The sequence below is a fragment of the Flavobacterium sp. genome (genome assembly GCF_052437795.1).
In the GTDB taxonomy this organism is placed as follows: domain Bacteria; phylum Bacteroidota; class Bacteroidia; order Flavobacteriales; family Flavobacteriaceae; genus Flavobacterium.
In genome coordinates this window covers 991,336-1,008,224 of record NZ_JBQVPA010000001.1, presented here as the reverse complement: position 1 = coordinate 1,008,224, position 16,889 = coordinate 991,336, and the positions used below count along the sequence as shown (strand labels likewise).

Annotated in this window: 20 protein-coding genes; 9 read left to right on the top strand and 11 right to left on the bottom strand. The window is 44.3% G+C overall.

Annotation, left to right across the window (positions count from 1 at the left end; all coding sequences use genetic code 11):
• Window positions 1–26 precede the first annotated feature (26 nt).
• From ACT6R0_RS04950 to ACT6R0_RS04930, 5 genes are all read left to right on the top strand, one after another.
• The gene (locus ACT6R0_RS04950) at window positions 27–740 is read left to right on the top strand and encodes a hypothetical protein (RefSeq protein ID WP_444651844.1); all 714 of its coding nucleotides are present in this window, start codon (window positions 27–29) and stop codon (window positions 738–740) included.
• Window positions 741–895: 155 nt separating this feature from the next.
• Entirely contained in the window at window positions 896–1,270 is a 375-nt protein-coding gene (locus tag ACT6R0_RS04945) for a hypothetical protein (RefSeq protein WP_444651842.1), read from the top strand.
• An 11-nt stretch (window positions 1,271–1,281) separates the two neighbouring features.
• Entirely contained in the window at window positions 1,282–1,713 is a 432-nt protein-coding gene (locus ACT6R0_RS04940; RefSeq protein ID WP_444651841.1) for a hypothetical protein, read from the top strand.
• A 71-nt stretch (window positions 1,714–1,784) separates the two neighbouring features.
• Complete coding sequence (locus ACT6R0_RS04935) at window positions 1,785–2,384, top strand: hypothetical protein (protein ID WP_444651839.1); 600 nt, start codon at window positions 1,785–1,787, stop codon at window positions 2,382–2,384.
• Window positions 2,384–3,124, top strand: a complete 741-nt coding sequence (locus ACT6R0_RS04930) for an alpha/beta hydrolase (RefSeq protein WP_444651837.1) — start codon at window positions 2,384–2,386, stop codon at window positions 3,122–3,124. Before ACT6R0_RS04935 ends, ACT6R0_RS04930 begins: the two co-directional genes overlap by 1 nt.
• A 3-nt stretch (window positions 3,125–3,127) precedes the next feature.
• Here the strand turns inward: ACT6R0_RS04930 and ACT6R0_RS04925 are convergent, their stop codons facing one another.
• Window positions 3,128–3,679: a redoxin family protein gene (locus ACT6R0_RS04925; RefSeq protein WP_444651835.1), complete on the bottom strand. Its 552-nt coding sequence runs from the start codon at window positions 3,677–3,679 to the stop codon at window positions 3,128–3,130.
• A gap of 14 nt (window positions 3,680–3,693) precedes the next feature.
• The gene (locus ACT6R0_RS04920; RefSeq protein ID WP_444651833.1) at window positions 3,694–4,095 is read right to left on the bottom strand and encodes an excinuclease ABC subunit B; all 402 of its coding nucleotides are present in this window, start codon (window positions 4,093–4,095) and stop codon (window positions 3,694–3,696) included.
• A 56-nt stretch (window positions 4,096–4,151) separates the two neighbouring features.
• Between ACT6R0_RS04920 and ACT6R0_RS04915 the strand changes: the two genes are divergently transcribed.
• Window positions 4,152–4,946, top strand: coding sequence for an alpha/beta hydrolase (locus ACT6R0_RS04915; protein ID WP_444651831.1), 795 nt, complete (start codon window positions 4,152–4,154; stop codon window positions 4,944–4,946).
• Between the two features lie 16 nt (window positions 4,947–4,962).
• Here the strand turns inward: ACT6R0_RS04915 and ACT6R0_RS04910 are convergent, their stop codons facing one another.
• From ACT6R0_RS04910 to ACT6R0_RS04885, 6 genes are all read right to left on the bottom strand, one after another.
• Window positions 4,963–5,997 (bottom strand): o-succinylbenzoate synthase, encoded by a 1,035-nt coding sequence (locus ACT6R0_RS04910; protein ID WP_444651829.1) that lies wholly within the window; start codon window positions 5,995–5,997, stop codon window positions 4,963–4,965.
• Between the two features lie 119 nt (window positions 5,998–6,116).
• On the bottom strand, window positions 6,117–6,794 hold the full coding sequence (locus ACT6R0_RS04905; RefSeq protein ID WP_444651828.1) for a metal-dependent hydrolase: 678 nt from the start codon (window positions 6,792–6,794) through the stop codon (window positions 6,117–6,119).
• A gap of 131 nt (window positions 6,795–6,925) precedes the next feature.
• Window positions 6,926–7,834, bottom strand: a complete 909-nt coding sequence (gene menA, locus ACT6R0_RS04900) for a 1,4-dihydroxy-2-naphthoate octaprenyltransferase (protein ID WP_444651826.1) — start codon at window positions 7,832–7,834, stop codon at window positions 6,926–6,928.
• 89 nt (window positions 7,835–7,923) lie between these two features.
• A complete protein-coding gene (locus tag ACT6R0_RS04895; RefSeq protein WP_444651824.1) occupies window positions 7,924–9,429 on the bottom strand; it encodes a PH domain-containing protein in 1,506 nt (501 codons plus the stop codon).
• Window positions 9,422–9,946, bottom strand: coding sequence for a PH domain-containing protein (locus tag ACT6R0_RS04890; RefSeq protein ID WP_444651822.1), 525 nt, complete (start codon window positions 9,944–9,946; stop codon window positions 9,422–9,424). Before ACT6R0_RS04890 ends, ACT6R0_RS04895 begins: the two co-directional genes overlap by 8 nt.
• A gap of 78 nt (window positions 9,947–10,024) precedes the next feature.
• The gene (locus ACT6R0_RS04885; protein WP_444651820.1) at window positions 10,025–10,867 is read right to left on the bottom strand and encodes a 1,4-dihydroxy-2-naphthoyl-CoA synthase; all 843 of its coding nucleotides are present in this window, start codon (window positions 10,865–10,867) and stop codon (window positions 10,025–10,027) included.
• A 225-nt stretch (window positions 10,868–11,092) separates the two neighbouring features.
• Here ACT6R0_RS04885 and ACT6R0_RS04880 point away from each other — a divergent pair, with 225 nt between their 5' ends.
• Entirely contained in the window at window positions 11,093–12,268 is a 1,176-nt protein-coding gene (locus ACT6R0_RS04880; RefSeq protein WP_444651818.1) for a serine hydrolase domain-containing protein, read from the top strand.
• A gap of 63 nt (window positions 12,269–12,331) precedes the next feature.
• Here the strand turns inward: ACT6R0_RS04880 and ACT6R0_RS04875 are convergent, their stop codons facing one another.
• The gene (locus ACT6R0_RS04875; protein WP_444651816.1) at window positions 12,332–13,354 is read right to left on the bottom strand and encodes an LLM class flavin-dependent oxidoreductase; all 1,023 of its coding nucleotides are present in this window, start codon (window positions 13,352–13,354) and stop codon (window positions 12,332–12,334) included.
• Between the two features lie 54 nt (window positions 13,355–13,408).
• Entirely contained in the window at window positions 13,409–13,753 is a 345-nt protein-coding gene (locus ACT6R0_RS04870; RefSeq protein WP_444651815.1) for a winged helix-turn-helix transcriptional regulator, read from the bottom strand.
• A gap of 102 nt (window positions 13,754–13,855) precedes the next feature.
• Here ACT6R0_RS04870 and ACT6R0_RS04865 point away from each other — a divergent pair, with 102 nt between their 5' ends.
• Together ACT6R0_RS04865 and ACT6R0_RS04860 are read left to right on the top strand one after the other, a co-directional pair.
• A complete protein-coding gene (locus tag ACT6R0_RS04865) occupies window positions 13,856–14,599 on the top strand; it encodes an SDR family oxidoreductase (RefSeq protein WP_444651813.1) in 744 nt (247 codons plus the stop codon).
• 184 nt (window positions 14,600–14,783) lie between these two features.
• On the top strand, window positions 14,784–15,998 hold the full coding sequence (locus ACT6R0_RS04860; protein WP_444651811.1) for a sterol desaturase family protein: 1,215 nt from the start codon (window positions 14,784–14,786) through the stop codon (window positions 15,996–15,998).
• Here the strand turns inward: ACT6R0_RS04860 and ygiD are convergent, their stop codons facing one another.
• Window positions 15,999–16,829, bottom strand: coding sequence for a 4,5-DOPA dioxygenase extradiol (gene ygiD / locus ACT6R0_RS04855; protein WP_444651809.1), 831 nt, complete (start codon window positions 16,827–16,829; stop codon window positions 15,999–16,001). It lies immediately after the preceding gene.
• Between the last annotated feature and the right edge of the window lie 60 nt (window positions 16,830–16,889).

Here is a 16,889-nt window from a genome sequence, read left to right as displayed (position 1 = left end):
TTGGCATTGCTATAAAAATCATTAATATGAAATATTACCTGCTTTTGCTATTATGCTACACTACATTGCTTTCTGCCCAGGTAGATATTTTTAAAGTAGAAACCTTTCAAACCAATGACTCTCCGAATGAACTTGGATTTCACAAGCTTGAACATTATAGTCCTTATTTTTATGAAGATGAAAATTATACAGTGACTACTGAATGTCATGGAGAGTTTGGTGGTGAAGTATACTTTAAAAATAAAAAAAATAATACTGTCACAGTTGCAAGCGCTACCTGCCCTGTCATTATAAATAAATTAAATTCAAAGTATTATCTTACCGCTTCACTACCTCATTTAAGCGGTTTTTATAATATATATGAAATTGATGACCCAACGCAACTTGTAACAAAAGCAAATGACTCGGTATTTCATAACACACGTGATTCCAGGAGCGGGATGAAACTATTAAGTGCTGACGCAGATAAAACTATTGTTTTGAGCTTCGTGTATAAACTAAAGTTGTATCATATTGTTTTCGATACATTTGCGAATGAAAGCTATATAGCAGTGACTGAAAAAGCCTATTTAAAGAAAATACAAAAATTGAACAATTGGCCTATAGTGATCACAAATGATGTAAAAATAACAAAGAATGGTCATAACGCTGCGCTCTTCTACATAAAGGAAGGTACCTGGCTTCGTAGCTGTTACATAGATATTTTTGAAAATCAGATAAAAATCTATCTCTGCAAATAAATACACTCCCTCTCACCTTAGCCCTGATAGCAGCGGCATTCCCGCTTTTTCTGCGGGAATATACCGGAAAGCAGGAATGAAAACTGCCGGAAAACCCATCCCTTTCGCTCCTGCAAATTAAAATTCCGTAAATTAGTGTTATCAACTAAGTTACCATGAAACTGTATATTTTACTCATTGCCTGCATGCTGGGAGGGCTGGCAGGAAACGCGCAAACCAAAAAAGCACAGAAACCTTTGGGGATGTTCATTATGGAAGGGGCAAGCTGTGCGGGACTGAAATTCAACAGCGAGACTTCGGCGACATTTATCAATGAGATAGGCTGCTCGCCCTGGGAACTCCGGATAAAATGGATCGATGACAAGAAATTTTTCACTGTCGAAAAAGAGCGCACCGACCCAAAACTGCCGCCACGCGTAATGATCTTTGAAATACTTAGCTATGACGGAAAAACGTTGAAGCTTAAAGAGTACTGGACCGGATGGGGCGACCTGAAAGATGAAGTTGTTACGTATGTGAAAGAAAAATAAATTTTGTAAAAATGTGCGATCTTGAGAAAGGCTTCATACTCTGTAAATGCGAAGTTCCTAAGCCTGTAATAACAAAGAAGAAAGTTAAAAAAAGGGACTTTGTGCCTGTTAAAAAAGAATACATCTGGACACTTCATAAATATCTGGGGGAATCGGACGGCAACGAAATGGGCAGGTACATGATGCCCGTTGGGATATTATCGAACGGCCTTACACATGAATTTGTGGAGAGTGAACTCAATTCGCATAATTGTTTTGACTTTGACTATGCACCGGCCGAAGGCGACAACCTGATCATTAGTGACAGCGTGGAGTTTTCACGGCTGGAATTCATATACAGGAATGGCAAATGGATAAGTGAACATTACTATCCGTTCGGCGTAATTACGAAACGGTTTGGAGAAGGGTTGCTGAAAAAGACAGAAAATGACATACTGTCCTAAGGTTAAAGTTTCGGTAAAAACGACTGCATTGCGATTGGTTTGAAGTAATTTCATAAAATAAACCTATTTCTATGAGATCCTTATCATTAGTGCGATCAGCCTTAATATGTGCATTATTTTGCTTATTTTCCTGCAAAGAAAGCCAGGAAAAGGAAAGCGTTACATCAACATCAACCGACTCTGTTCCTACCGTAGACACGCGGCCGGAAGAACAAGCCCTGCCTGTGAACGATAGCGTAAGCACATCTGATCCAATATCTTCTATCAAAGGGGAATTTACCCGCATCAACGCCGCTAAGCTTACCAAAAAGTCATACACCTATCAATGCGATGAGTTAATGAAGATCGATTATTACTACGAGGGAAAAAATGTAGTAAAGGCCATAGTGGATTACGGTACGGTGGGCGACCATTACCAGAGATCGGAATTTTATTATAAAGATGGCAAGCTTTTCTTTTTCTATGACTTCGTTGAAGGCGGCCCTGCGTGCGAAGGCTGCGACATGAATCTCGAGCAGCGCTATTACGTAAAGGACGACCTGGTCATACGATACATTAAGAACGGGGCTACTGAAAAGTGCAAAAACTGCAGCTTCTCGCAAATATCCACACCTTACCGCGCATTAAAAGCGGCCACAACACAAGACTTTAAAACCGCTTTTTGCTCGTGATGAAGAATACTGAAAAAGGCACAGTAGCCGAATTTACCATTGAAGCTCCGCAGCTGGGCCGTACTAAAAATATTTGGGTATACTTGCCCTACGCTTATGGCGGTGACAGGCGCTATCCCGTTATTTATATGCACGATGGGCAACGGGTGTTTGACCACGGCGAATCGCCCAAGCGGGAATGGCACCTCGAAGAAAAGCTGAACGATCTGCATTCGGAAGCCATAATTATCGGAATTGAGCATGGCGGGAGCACTCATCGAATCGACGAAATGACACCCTATCCCAACGAAAAATATGGGGGCGGCCATGCCGACGATTACCTTGATTTTATTATCAACACACTTAAACCTTATGTTGACAAAAAATACGATACACTTACTGATAAAGAACACACTACAATATTCGGGAGTTCTGTTGGGGGGCTAATTTCCTTTTATGCATTGCTGAAATTCCCCGAGGTATTTGGCAATGCCGGGGTGTTCTCGCCATCGTTCTGGTTCAGTGAGGAAATTTATGATCTGATGAATACCGTCGATAGTATCGATGGACGTATTTACCTTATGGCAGGAGACCACGAAAGCAGTGCCATGATACCTGATCTGGAACGTATGGTGCTGTTGCTGCTAAGCAAGGTGACACACAGGAGCAAGGTATATAAAAAGATTGTGCACGGTGGCCATCACAACGAAAAACTTTGGCGAAAAGAATTTAAGGAAGCCTACTTGTGGCTGATAGGATAATGACTATTTCAGTAACGGCACGATGCGCTGCTTTACCATTTTAGAATCGTCTTTCCAGTCGTTGCCTTCATTATCCTTATAATTCGTTACCATCATCACCTCACCTTTTTGGTTTAGGAGGATGTATTTGGAAAAATCATCAATGTTTTCAAACCGGGATGGTGTTATCTCAGCAACGAATTTTGTGTTCCTCTTTTTGGTTTTCTCGCCATAGGCCGCATCGCTCAGCACGGCGATCTTAATATCCTTACTTTGTTGCTTTAAGTACTCAAAAGCCTTTTGGGCCTTATCGCTGGTTTGCGCATCGACAACAATAACATAAAGATCCAGGTCGTGGTCTTTAGCCAGGGTAATGGCTGTAGGCAAATGCAGGCGGCACGGTTCGCACCAAATTCCGAATGTGTAGAACAGCGTATACTTTTTTGAAGACTTTGCAGCGATATTTTTTAGGGACGCGGCGGTAACTTCAGTTACGTTTTCTTTGGCCGTTTCCAAACTTTGGGAATAACATGATAGTGTACAAACAAATGTAAGCAACAAGTAAATTTTCTTCATAAGGTATTGTTCGTTTAGTTTTGCTGTGCCCTGAATAGTGCCAAAAGCATATCCGGGTCTATTAATCCCGTTGGGGAACGTTGCATTTCGGTAAGCACGCTTTTCATGGCAAAAGGGCTCAGGCCCATGTTGATGCCCAGTTCACGGATGGCTACCTGCTCATTGTTGTGAAGCACACCATCGGCATGCATCAGGAGTGCCAGGCGGTAAAATTGCAGTATGCGCTGGTGTTCGGTCTTGAGCACGACTTTATCTGCAGGATGTTCAAAAAGGCTTTCAAAAACAGGCTTGTCGACCTTAAGCTGTGAGGCTACGATGGAGAGGAACGCCAGTTCTCTTTCGTGTACCTGTCCGTCGATCTTGGCGAATGCGATCATTTCAGACAATAAGCTTAATTTTTCTTCGTACGTGTTCATTGAATTACTATTTTTAGCTAATATATTCCATTGACCCTAAAAAAGCAAACGAAAATATGAAACCATATATTTTTTTCATCGCATTGTTCATCTCTTTCGGGATGAAGGCACAAAGCACCGCATCGGCCAATGTATCGGAATTCTCATTGTATTCTCCGCAGCTGGATGTGGAAAAGAAAATTTGGGTATACCTGCCGAAGGTATACCAAAGCGATACGAAAAAAAAATATCCTGTCATCTATATGCATGACGCGCAAAACCTGTTTGATAAGGCGGCATCATTTGCAGGTGAATGGCACATTGAAGAAACTCTTGACAGCCTGAAAGCACCTGTGATCGTGGTAGGAATTGCGCATGGCGGCGACAGGCGGCTGAACGAACTTACACCCTTTCCCAATGAAAAATACGGCGGTGGCGATGCAGACATTTACCTTGAATTCATTGCCGGGACATTGAAACCTTATATCGATGAGAATTACCGCACCAAACCCGATAAAAAGGACACGGCCATCGGCGGGAGCTCATTGGGCGGTCTGGTGTCACTGTATGCTGTGCTAAAATACCCTGAAGTATACGGAAAAGCTATCGTCTTCTCCCCTTCTTTTTGGTTTTCGAAAGACATCTATGCCTATGCGGAACGATCAGAAAAGATCGATGCGAAAGTCTACTTCATGGCAGGAGATAATGAGGACGAGAACATGGTACCCGACCTTGACAGGATGTTCAGCATCATCTCAGGGAAAATAAAGAACAAGAAGCACCTGTATAAAAAGGTAATTCCCGGAGGCAAGCACAATGAGGCACTGTGGGCAAAGGAGTTCCCGAATGCTTTCATCTGGTTGTTTGAGTAACCCTCCCGGGTTGATGTCACAAGGACACTATCCATTCTAATTTCGTATCATAGCAAAGCTTTCCGTTTTTTACCACCAACGGTGAATCAAAATTATTGGTATACAAAGCACCTGTCCCCAGTCCCTGTGGCATGGGGCTGTTTTGAAGGAATGTCCATTGCGCGATCGCATTGAGGCCAATATTACTTTCCAGCGCCGATGTGACCCACCAGCCGATATTGTATCGTTCGGCAAGATCGATCCATTCCTGTGTACCATGAAAGCCGCCTACCAAACTTGGCTTTAATATGATGTACTGTGGCTGTATCTTTTGCAGTAGCGCTTCCTTTTCAGTAAAAGAAAACACCCCGATCAACTCTTCATCCAGGGCAATGGGCAATGGGGTATCTTTGCATAGCCTGGTCATCGCTTCGATCTGATGCTGCCTGATAGGCTGCTCAATACTATGTAATTGAAATGCTGACAATTGCCTCAACTTATCTAAAGCTTCGTTTTCGGTAAAAGCACCATTGGCATCGACCCTGATCTCTATCTCTTTTGCGGAAAAACTGGAACGGATAAACCGCAAAAGCCCCAGTTCTTTTTCAAAATCAATTGCCCCTATCTTAAGCTTTATGCAGTTAAAACCATTGGCCAGCTTATCATCGATCTGCTGCTTCATATAAGCTTCCCCGCCCATCCAGACCAGCCCATTTATAGCGATATCCTCCTCCCCTTTCGTAAAAGCAGAAGGGAATAACAGGTAAGGTGTCTCCGATCCAAGAGAGCGGAATGCCGCTTCGACACCGAATTGTATCGACGGAAATTCGATCAATTCCTTCCAAAGGACCTCTTCACCCAAATGGATGTTCTCACACGCCCAATGGATTTTTTCCTCATAGTCCGGGCGGTCGTCAATGCTCAGCCCACGCAGCAGCCCGCACTCGCCTATCCCGCGCTTGCCGTCTTTTTCAATTATTATGAACCAGGTCTCCTTTTCGTTCATCACACCCCGGGATGTACCGCTTGGGCGTTTGAATTTGAGGATGTGTTTTTTATAAGATGATTTCATTTGAGCTTGGAACGCGGATGATGCAGATAAATATAACGCCACGAATTACACAGATCTTGGATTTACCGCAACCTGCAATGTCTTCAAAACTTTAAGTTGGGTAATTCGTAATATCAAATTTATAATTCTATAGAATCTCCTATTTCCAACAGCATCAGATCTTTGCCTTTATCAAAGAATTTTTTGATGGCTTCCTCATGGTTGATCTTGATGTAGCCAAAAGTGTCATAATGATAGCCAAGCACCTTGTCGCACTCCACGAAATCAGATGCAATGATAGCATCCTCTACATCCATAGTAAAGTTGGAGCCGATCGGTAATATCGCAAGGTCGAGCTTGGTACGCAGGGGTATCAACTTCATGTCATAAGTAAGCGCTGTATCGCCCGCAATGTAAATATTCTTGTGCTCACTTTCGACCACGAAGCCACCCTGGTTGCCACCATAAGTTCCATCGGGGAAGGAACTTGAATGAACCGCATTTACATATTTTACTTTCCCGAAGTCGAACTGCCAGCTGCCGCCGTGGTTCATCGGGTGCGTATTGAATCCTTTGTTTTGGTAATATCCGGCGATCTCCGCGTTGGAAACAATGGTCGCGCCTGTATTGTTCGCGATAGCCTCTACATCCAGAATGTGGTCTCCATGTGCGTGGGTTATCAGGATATAGTCAGCCTTAAGCTGCAGGATGTCGATGTGGGCAGCCAGTTCGTTGGCTGAAATATAAGGATCTACGATAATGTTCTTTCCCGCTACCTCGATACCGAGGCTTGCGTGACCGTAATAGGTGATTTTCATTTTTAGTTTATGTGTTTATCTGTTTATAAGTTGATTCGGTTATTTATTGATTTGGTTAATTGGTTATTTGTTGGTCGTTGGTAACGTCTCTGGCAAATAACCAAATCAACGCATCAACAAATCAACTTCTTTTAAAACTGGAATACTGCACAAAGTAGTACTGACAGGAAAAAAGTCCCCAGTGCTACTTTTTTCAATTCCGGGTCGAGGTCGCGGGGCACGGTATTTTTTGCCACGGTCTTCAAATGCAACACGAAAGGCACATACGAAAGTAAGAATAAATACTGTACCGGACTGAAGTTATTGAGGATAGCAAATGCAAGCGTAAGGCTCAATGCTGTGATAATGACCGTAAAATGGTACACCTTGGCGTTTTTTGCGCCCATTTGTACTACCAGCGTATTTTTGCCCGACATCGAATCAGATACCTGGTCGCGCATATTGTTAAGGTTGAGCACCGCAACGCTCAGTAAACCTATCGAAATGGCCGGGAGGACCACTAAGCTGTCGACTTCTTTAGCGAACAAAAAGTAACACCCGATCACACTTACCAACCCAAAGAAAATGAAAACGAACACGTCGCCTAATCCCCGGTATCCGTACGCTGAATTGCCCACTGTATATTTTATCGCGGCAGCGATCGAAGCCAAGCCTAAAAAGAAAAAGAATAACGAGTAGGCAAAATTCTCCTGCCCGAACGAAACGTAGATGAGTGTTATTGCAGAGGCCAGTGTGAGTACCGACGTGGTGATGATGCCTTTTTTCATCGCGTTTACAGTAATGGCTCCGCTCTGTATGGCACGTTGGGGCCCTATCCGGTTCTCGTTATCAGTACCTTTTACACCGTCGCCATAATCATTGGCAAAATTGGAGAGCACCTGCAGCCCAAGGGTTGTCAGGAGTGCAAAGCCAAGTATTGCCCCTTTAAAAATAATATCCGGCTGGGCGTAAGCATAAAAACTCCCCACCAATATCCCTGAAACTGATAGCGGCAGTGTACGTAACCGTGCTGCTTGCAGCCATGCTTTTATATTTGACATTTATTTTATTCGTTAATTTAGTTATTCGTGGATTTGGTAATTTGTCCGTAATGTCTAAGATCTTGCGATCCAATATCTAACGATATAAACTACATCCAATGCTTCTCCGTTGTCTCCACCTGATAAAGCCAGTAATTGGCCAGCTGCTTCAGGCGGGTATAATTAGCTAAGCCAAAAGTGATCGTGCCCCCGGCTGTGTGAAGCGAAACTATTCCTACATCCGACCCCTTTTGCCAAAAATACTGGGTGAGCGAAACGGTGTGTATCTTGTGTGGCTCCAGAAAATCATTATCAATATCCCATGCACCCCCCTGTTTTATGATGAAATCATTATTCACAAAAAGCCTGCTGTTCCGGAAGCCAAAATAAATGACCCCCATAACGAATAAGACATAAACCGGGACCAACAGGATGATATTATACAACTCAGGTTCGTACATGTAGGCCGACCAAAAGTAAACGCTTAGCGGAATGACCAGCCAAAAGAAAGTTGGGAAGATCATTTTCCTGAAGTTGGGCTTTAGCATCACACCCCGATCCGGTATCCTGCCAAAGATGAATTGCAGCAGGATGTCTTTTTCCCGCTCATCGCAACCCGGTATTTCTATTGCTGTTTTTTTCTGATCCTTGGCGCTTCCCTCCATGTTACTGGCCTGGCGGATGTGCAGGTCGCGTATGTTGAGCTTCTTTTGAAAAAAATTACGTGTGACCCTGACTATCTGTACCTTTTCAGGCTTCAGTATGGTGCTTTTGGTATTGATGAGCCCGTAGGAAAGTAACAACGAACCATCCTGTTTCGTAATGCGGTAGCCAAAGAATTTAATGATGGTACGGGCAAGGTTGATCACCAGTATCAGCACCATCACGCCAACAATTATGAATGTCAGGAATTTAAGCACCATTTCGGCGGTGATGTATTCATCGACCGAAAAATTGTACCCTGAGAATTCTAAAAACTCGTCAATGTGCTGCGATGTGGTAATGACAAATGCCAAAAGCAGTGCGAATGTACGCGCGTAATTTGAAGTGATGCCTGTTTTTAAAAGGCTTAGCAGGCTTATCTCGATGAATGCCTGTTTCTTCCCTATCCCTTCATCTAATTGGGAGTCTTCATCAGTAGCAGCAACTCTGCGCCCGCCGGTATGGAGGCGTGATTTTAGTGCGAGGGCAAGTTCATGGGGTATAGCCTTGATAGAGACTTCCTGCTTGCCTGATCCTGCGGTATCAACTTCCAGTGCATGCACTCCAATTATCCTTTGTATGAGTGACTGGTTGATGTTTACCTGCTGTATCTTATCTAACGGAATGGCCAGCCTGCTTTTATTGATGATACCATCTTTTACAATGAACTCTTCATTTTCCTCATCAAGGTAGAAAGTGAAGTTCAGATACCTGAGGTAGGCGAAAATGCCGATAATTATGAAAAAAACACCAACACCTATCAACAAATGCAGCTTATTAAGGTCCTGGAATCTAAAGATCCATACGATGAGTATTGGCCAAAGCGCACGCACCATCTTTTGCAGGGTATTGCCGAACATTACCACTACACCAACAAGCGACTGCCTTTGAGGTTGGCTGAAATCATTATTCATCAGTTTCCTCTTTTAGGATCTTGCCCATCAGCAGTTGCTTGATGCGTTCGGCCTGGTCTTTATCTATTCCAGGGATCTGGATGTCGCTTTTCTGGCCGCCTGCCGTAAAAATGTCGACCTCGGCAAGGCCCAGCTTCCGCGAAAGCCAGCCTTCCTCAATAGCTACGTGCTGCACACGGTTGTAAGGGATTATAGTGGTGGTGATGGCAATTGCCCCGTTGCGGTAAATGACATCGTGCTTCCTGAACGCAAAGCCGCTGTTCCTGAAACGTACGGTAGCAATGAATATCGTGAGCAATAATATGGCTGTATAGTTAATGGCTACCGGCAGCCAGTAAGGCTGCAATTCCTCAATAAAATAGAAACCTGCGCCGCATACAATAGCAATGATGCCAAAAGTAATGCCGATATTCAAGCGTATAACATTGATATATGAGGGCTGTAAAGGCGTAAGCTCCACGTCCTCAAAGCGTGGTAACGAAGCGGTATCTATGGTTTCGTTTGTATAATCTTCCATTTAAATGTTTATTGTTTTGAGTTTATTGTTTATAGTTCGGCGACGTATGCAACCAGTAACAATAAACCATAAAACCGTTTAAGGTATCCACTTGATATCTTTAAAGTTAGGCTTCCTTTTTTCAAGGAAAGCATCGCGGCCTTCTTTTGCTTCTTCGGTCATGTAGGTAAGGCGGGTAGCTTCGCCGGCAAATACCTGCTGGCCCACCATGCCGTCGTCGGTAAGGTTAAAGGCGAATTTGAGCATCTTGATGGATGTGGGTGATTTTGCCAGTATTTCCTGCGCCCATTCGTAGGCAGTGTCTTCCAGTTCGGCATGTGGGATAACGGCATTTACCATTCCCATTTCGTAAGCATCCTGCGCCGAGTAATTTCGCCCCAGGAAGAATATCTCGCGAGCCCTCTTCTGCCCGACCATCTTGGCAAGATAAGCGGAGCCGTAACCTCCGTCAAAGCTGGTCACATCGGCATCGGTCTGTTTGAAGATCGCATGTTCTTTACTGGCAAGGGTAAGATCGCATATTACATGCAGGCTGTGCCCTCCGCCAACAGCCCAGCCGGGAACCACGGCAATAACTACTTTAGGCATGAAACGTATAAGCCTCTGTACCTCAAGGATGTTTAACCTGTGCATGCCATCGTCGCCTACATAGCCCTGCTGCCCGCGTGCTTTCTGGTCGCCGCCACTACAGAAAGAATATACACCATCTTTAGAGGATGGCCCTTCGGCAGAAAGCAATACGACACCTATCGAGGTATCCTCACGCGCATCGATGAAGGCCTCAAAAAGCTCAGCTGTGGTCTTCGGGCGAAAGGCATTGCGCACATCGGGCCTGTTGAAGGCAATCCGCGCTACGCCATTGCATTTTTTATAGGTTATATCTTCAAATTCCTTTACGGTTTTCCAGTTTATCTTGTTCATCAGAAAGAGTTATTTCCCGTAAAAATAAGGCATTTTTTGCATTCGCCAATAAAAATTAGAAGGCAGCTTCAGGATTTAAAACGAAATGCTGACTTTAACCACTTTGCATTCAAAAGATTAACTTTTACACCGGTAAAAAATGCGATCTTTAACTGTTAACCTTCTTTTAAAAGGCTCTTCAAAAAGGTTGGTTTCCCTATATTTGCGGTTTACGCTTTTTACAGAATGAGATTTTTACGACCTTCACTATATATACTATTGCTGCTTGTGCTTTCATGCAAAAAGGAAGACAAGCACATTGCAGAAAATACTGATACAGAAAACCTTTCGCCTTTTCACGTTGACTTTAACAAGCTGAGTGATAAGTACATCAAGCAGAAAGGCAACGATATCGAGCGGTTTTACAACAAGAACTGGCCCAAGGACGACCTGAGCGGCGGTTTTCTTATTGCAAAGAACGGTAAGATACTTTACGAGAATTACGGAGGCTTTTCCAACCGTAAGGAGAAAACAGAGATCACTGCCGATACCCCCATACATATCGCTTCGGTAAGCAAGGTGCTTACAGCTGCCCTTGTACTGAAGCTGGTTGACGGGAAGCAACTAGATCTCGACCAGAAAGTGAACACCCTGCTCCCCGAATTCCCATATGAAGAGATCACGGTAAAAATGCTGCTCAACCACCGCAGCGGGTTACCGAATTACGCATACTTCAGTGATGACCGCGCCATATGGGATCGCAGCATGCTCCACAACCAGGACATACTCGACCTGTTGGCAGAGCATAAATTTAACCTGTATTTCAAGCCGGATAAAAAATTTGGCTATTGCAATACCAACTATGCCATCCTGGCCCTTATCATCGAAAAGGTAACCGAAATGAACTACAGGGATGCCATGAAAAAAATGATCTTCGATCCGCTGGACATGAAGAACACTTTTGTTTTTGACTATGAAAAAGATAAAGATAAAGTAAGCCTCTCTTACAAAGGCAACGGTGTATTATATGGTTTTGATTTCCTTGACGATGTATATGGCGACAAGAACATCTACTCCACCCCGCGCGACCTGCTGAAATTCGACCTTGCCAGCTATTCTGATAAATTCATAGACCCAAAGCTTAAAAAACAGGTGTTCCAGGGTTACAGCTATGAGCATAAAGGCGTGAAGAATTACGGCCTTGGCATACGCCTGCACGAATGGGAGACAGGAGAAAAAGTATTTTACCACAACGGTTGGTGGCATGGCAACACATCGTCCTATGTTACCCTGAAAAAAGATACGGTAACCATGATCGCGCTGTCCAACAAATTCTCCTATAAGCCTTATAAAACATGGAAGCTTTCGCCTTTATTCGGCAAATACCCGATAAAGGAGGACAAGGACGACTCGCCTGAATAAAACAAAAAAGAACCGCCTGGAAAAATTTTCCCAGGCGGTTCGCTTTTTTAGTTACAAGTGTGCTTAACGCCAGCCCAATGCAGGGGCAACATGTTCCATAATTACCGAAAGTACATGCACATTGTAGTCCACGCCCAAAGTATTCGGGATAGTCAACAGCAATGTATCTGCTTCCTTAATAGCTTCGTCTTCTTCAAGTTCCTTTATTAGTTTATCCGGTTCGGCTGCATAGCTTTTACCGAATATGGCCCTCTTGTCACTTTCGATGTACCCAAAGCTGTCAGCTGCTTTTCCCTGCTGTCCGAAATAATACCTGTCCTGGTCATTGACCAAAGCAAATATCGAACGGCTTACAGAAACCCTTGCTTCACGCTTATGCCCGGCTTTTTTCCAGGCATCTTTGTACAAGCGTATCTGTTCCGCCTGCTGGATATGGAATGGTTTACCACTTTCGTCAAACTTAAGTGTCGAGCTTTGCAGGTGCATGCCGTTCTCTGCTGCCCTTACTGCTGTAGCGTTCGATGCCGCACCCCACCATATCCGTTCCCTCAGGCCTTCAGAATGCGGTTCGAGACGCAATAGCCCCGGCGGATTGGGGAACATGGGGTTCGGGTTGGGCTGCGCAAAACCTTCACCTTTCAATCGTTCCAAAAATTCCAGCGCTTTTTTACGGCCCATATCAGCATCGTTTTCTCCCTGCTCAGGTTCGTAACCAAAATAGCGCCAACCTTCGATCACCTGCTCCGGCGATCCGCGGCTGATACCAAGTTGCAAGCGTCCTCCTGATATCAGGTCGGCCGCACCGGCATCCTCTACCATATACAGCGGATTCTCATACCGCATATCGATAACGCCCGTACCGATCTCTATCTGCTTTGTTTTGGCACCAATGGCCGAAAGCAGCGGAAAAGGTGATGCCAGCTGGCGTGCGAAGTGATGCACCCTAAAGTAAGCGCCGTCGATACCGATCTCTTCGGCAGCTACAGCCAGATCAATAGACTGGAGCAACGTATCAGAAGCGGCACGTGCCTGGTAGGAAGGATGATCTGCCCAATGTCCAAATGATAAAAATCCTATTTTTTTCATAGATCTCTCACTGATTAATAATTCAAAATGATATAAATTAAAACCCTTACGGCTTTACTTATTTCCTATGATAACCTGGCGGTGCTTAACACCCCAGTCGGCAAGGTCATTAATAAGGCTTCTTAGCGACAAGCCATACTCTGTCAGGTTGTACTGGACCGAAATGGGCTGGGTATCCAAAACCGTTCGCTTAATGAGTTTATTCTGCTCAAGCTCTTTCAGCTCCTTGCTCAACTGCTTATTGGAAATACCGTTCAGGTCGTTCAGGATGTCTGTAAACCGCCTTTGGTTGTAATAACACATAGTCGATATAACTGATATTTTCCATTTGCCGCCCAGTACATCCATCGTATCATGAATAGCTATGATCTCTTTCTTGTGGCACACGCTTTCTGTCATAAGTTACCTTGTTACTCTAAAGTTACTGTTACTTTTAGTTACAAAGTTACAATAATAAATAACACTACATTAACTTTGCAACATAAATTAAAAACCTTTAAAATGAGTTTAGCAAACAAAAATGTAGTTATAACTGGTGGCAGTACCGGTATTGGTCTTGCCACCGCAAAAGCATTCATAAACGCAGGTGCAAATGTTCTGATCACGGGAAGAAGCGCTACCAACCTTCAAAAAGCATCAGAAGAGATCAACAGCCCCAACCTAAAAACGCTGGTATCTGATACTTCAAATATGGAAGGGGTGGCGGTGCTTGAGAGATATGTAATAGAAAGCGGCAACAAACTCGACGTGCTTTACCTGAATGCCGCTATTGCCACTTTCGGCCCTATTGAACAGGTGACCGAAGCTGATTTTGATGCACAATTCAATACCAATGTAAAAGGCCATTTCTTTACGCTTCAAAAGCTATTGCCGCATTTGGCAGATGGCTCATCGGTGCTATTCACGTCTTCGGTAGTTGCAACATCCGCAGGGATCGGGACCAGCGTTTATTCGGCTACAAAAGGAGCTATTAATAAGATCGCTGAGATCGCTGCGAATGAGCTGGCGGGAAGAAAGATACGTGTGAACATCGTAAGCCCCGGCCCTATTCAGACACCGGGACTGGATTCTGTAGCCGATAACGATGCCAAGTCAAACCTGGCAGCATCCACAGCATTCAACCGCCTTGGTACTGCCGACGAAATTGCGAACACAGTGCTCTTCCTGGCCTCGGACGCGGCAAGCTTCATTAGCGGTGCAGATATTGCCGTTGATGGCGGTTACCTTACCTATAGCAGGAAGTAAAAAGTATTAAATGTGATATTAAGGCGGAAGACAATGACATTCCGCCTTTTTTATTTAATGATCATCAATTTACATTAGTCCATCATGTCTTTGATCTTATCAACCACATTCTATTGACAATTTTAACTTTTAATACTCTACTAAATTAATAGAGTATTGTATTTTTACCGTACAAAAATTTTGTATGGAAGATCTGAATTATCTCGCGTTCGCGATGCCAGCCTTTTTTATATTCCTCTATCTGGAATATGCTGTCGCAAAACAAAAGAAGAAGGAACACCTGTTTAAATATGAAAGTTCCGTATCCAACATCAGCATAGGCATTGCCGAAAGGCTGATTAACCTGTTCGTGGCAGGTGCATTTTACAGTGCATATTATTGGGTGTATGATAATTATGCCCTATTCAGCATACCTGCGAACTGGATGGTATGGATCGCGCTCATACTGGCAACCGACCTTGTTTGGTATTGGTACCATCGCCTTGGGCACGAGGTGAACATCTTTTGGGCAGCACACATTGTACACCACCATAGCGAGGAGTTCAACCTTACGGCCTCTGCAAGGATCACTACCATACAGGCGGTTATACGCACCGGTTTTTGGTGCCTGCTGCCACTTTTGGGCTTCCACCCTACTATGGTCATTACCATGCTGTTGGTGCACGGTGCTTATTCATTTTTTACGCATACACAGGTAGTAGGCCGGATCAAATGGCTGGAATACATCTTCATCACACCATCGCTCCACGGTGTACACCATGCCTCTGACGAAAAATACCTCGACAGGAATTACGGCGATATGTTCGTGTTTTGGGACAAGTTGTTCGGCACCTTTCAGGCTGAGGAGGAACAGCCCAAATATGGCCTCACCCACCCGCTTAAAAGCCACAGTTTCCTTTGGCAGCATTTTCATTATTATTTTGAGATCTGGGAATCGTTTAAAAGAGCTGCTTCTTTTAGAGGTAAGTGGAATGCGTTTTTCGGCAGCCCTGCCACCATGGACCAGGATATCCGGCCGGAGCTTGAAAAACGCTTCCTGCAGGACCGGAAATTAAAGTTGAAGGAACTCAAATTCAAAGGCTATCTTTCTTTCCAGATCGGTTTGAGCGTACTGATGCTCACATGGCTGACGTATTATTTTGATTCTGAAAACGCTTTGGAGAAGCTCTTTATCGTATCATTCGTACTGATCACCCTCATCAATTGCGGAGCCTTGCTCGAACAGCGCAAGTGGATCTATTATCTCGAATATGCAAGGGTGGCATTGCTATCCAGTTATATCTTATATTCCGAAGGCTATTCCGATCTTTTATTGTTGCCGATATTCATCATAGCAGCCGCTGAGAAGATCTTTTCTCTTGGCAAATGGTACCAGGGGTATGTGTTACAGGTTAAATAGCTACCCTATTTTTACAGACGTCATATTCAGTGAACCCCCTACAAGACGGTCGTTAAAAAAGCTTATTTCGTCCTTGTTATCCTGCAGGCCCAAAGTATACAGCAACGGATAATAATGATCAGGAGTAGGTATCGCTAATGTTGCCGCCTTATTCAGCTTTTGGTAATTGATCAGTGCCTTGTGGTCGCCGTTGCCAATTTTCTCTTTAAAGATAGTATTCATTTCCACAGCCCAGTCGAAACCATGATCAGGTTCACTAAGCCTGCGCCAGTCGACCATCCGCAGGTTGTGGACCATATTGCCGCTGCCGATGATCAATACACCCTTTTTACGTAACGCCGCTATCTCCTTAGCTAAATTATAATGGTATTCGGCAGGCCGGTCATAGTCGATGCTGAGTTGCAACACCGGTATGTCGGCATCGGGGTACATGTGTCGTACCACTGTCCAGGTACCATGGTCAAGGCCCCAATCGTGGTCAAGGCCAACATTGGTCGAGGTTATCAGCTTCGCAGTTTCCTTAGCTAGTTCCGGGTTGCCCTTAGCGGGATATTGCACATCAAACAATGCCTGCGGGAATCCGCCGAAATCGTGGATCGTTTTAGGCTGCTCCATTGCGGTAACGAACGTACCCCGCGTCAGCCAATGCGCCGAAATTACCAGTACTGCCTTTGGACGCGAGATCTGCTGTCCCATTTCCCGCCACGATCGCGAGAATTCGTTATCCTCGATCCCGTTCATGGGAGAACCATGGCCAATGAAGAGCACCGGATGTTTTTCATCCTGTTCGTTAAGGCTGTCCGACCAGTTCTGGAAATTATGTAGTGACATATTCAATTCCGGGTTTGGAGTTCAGGATTTTGGGTTGCTCAGCAAACACTGAGAACTGCA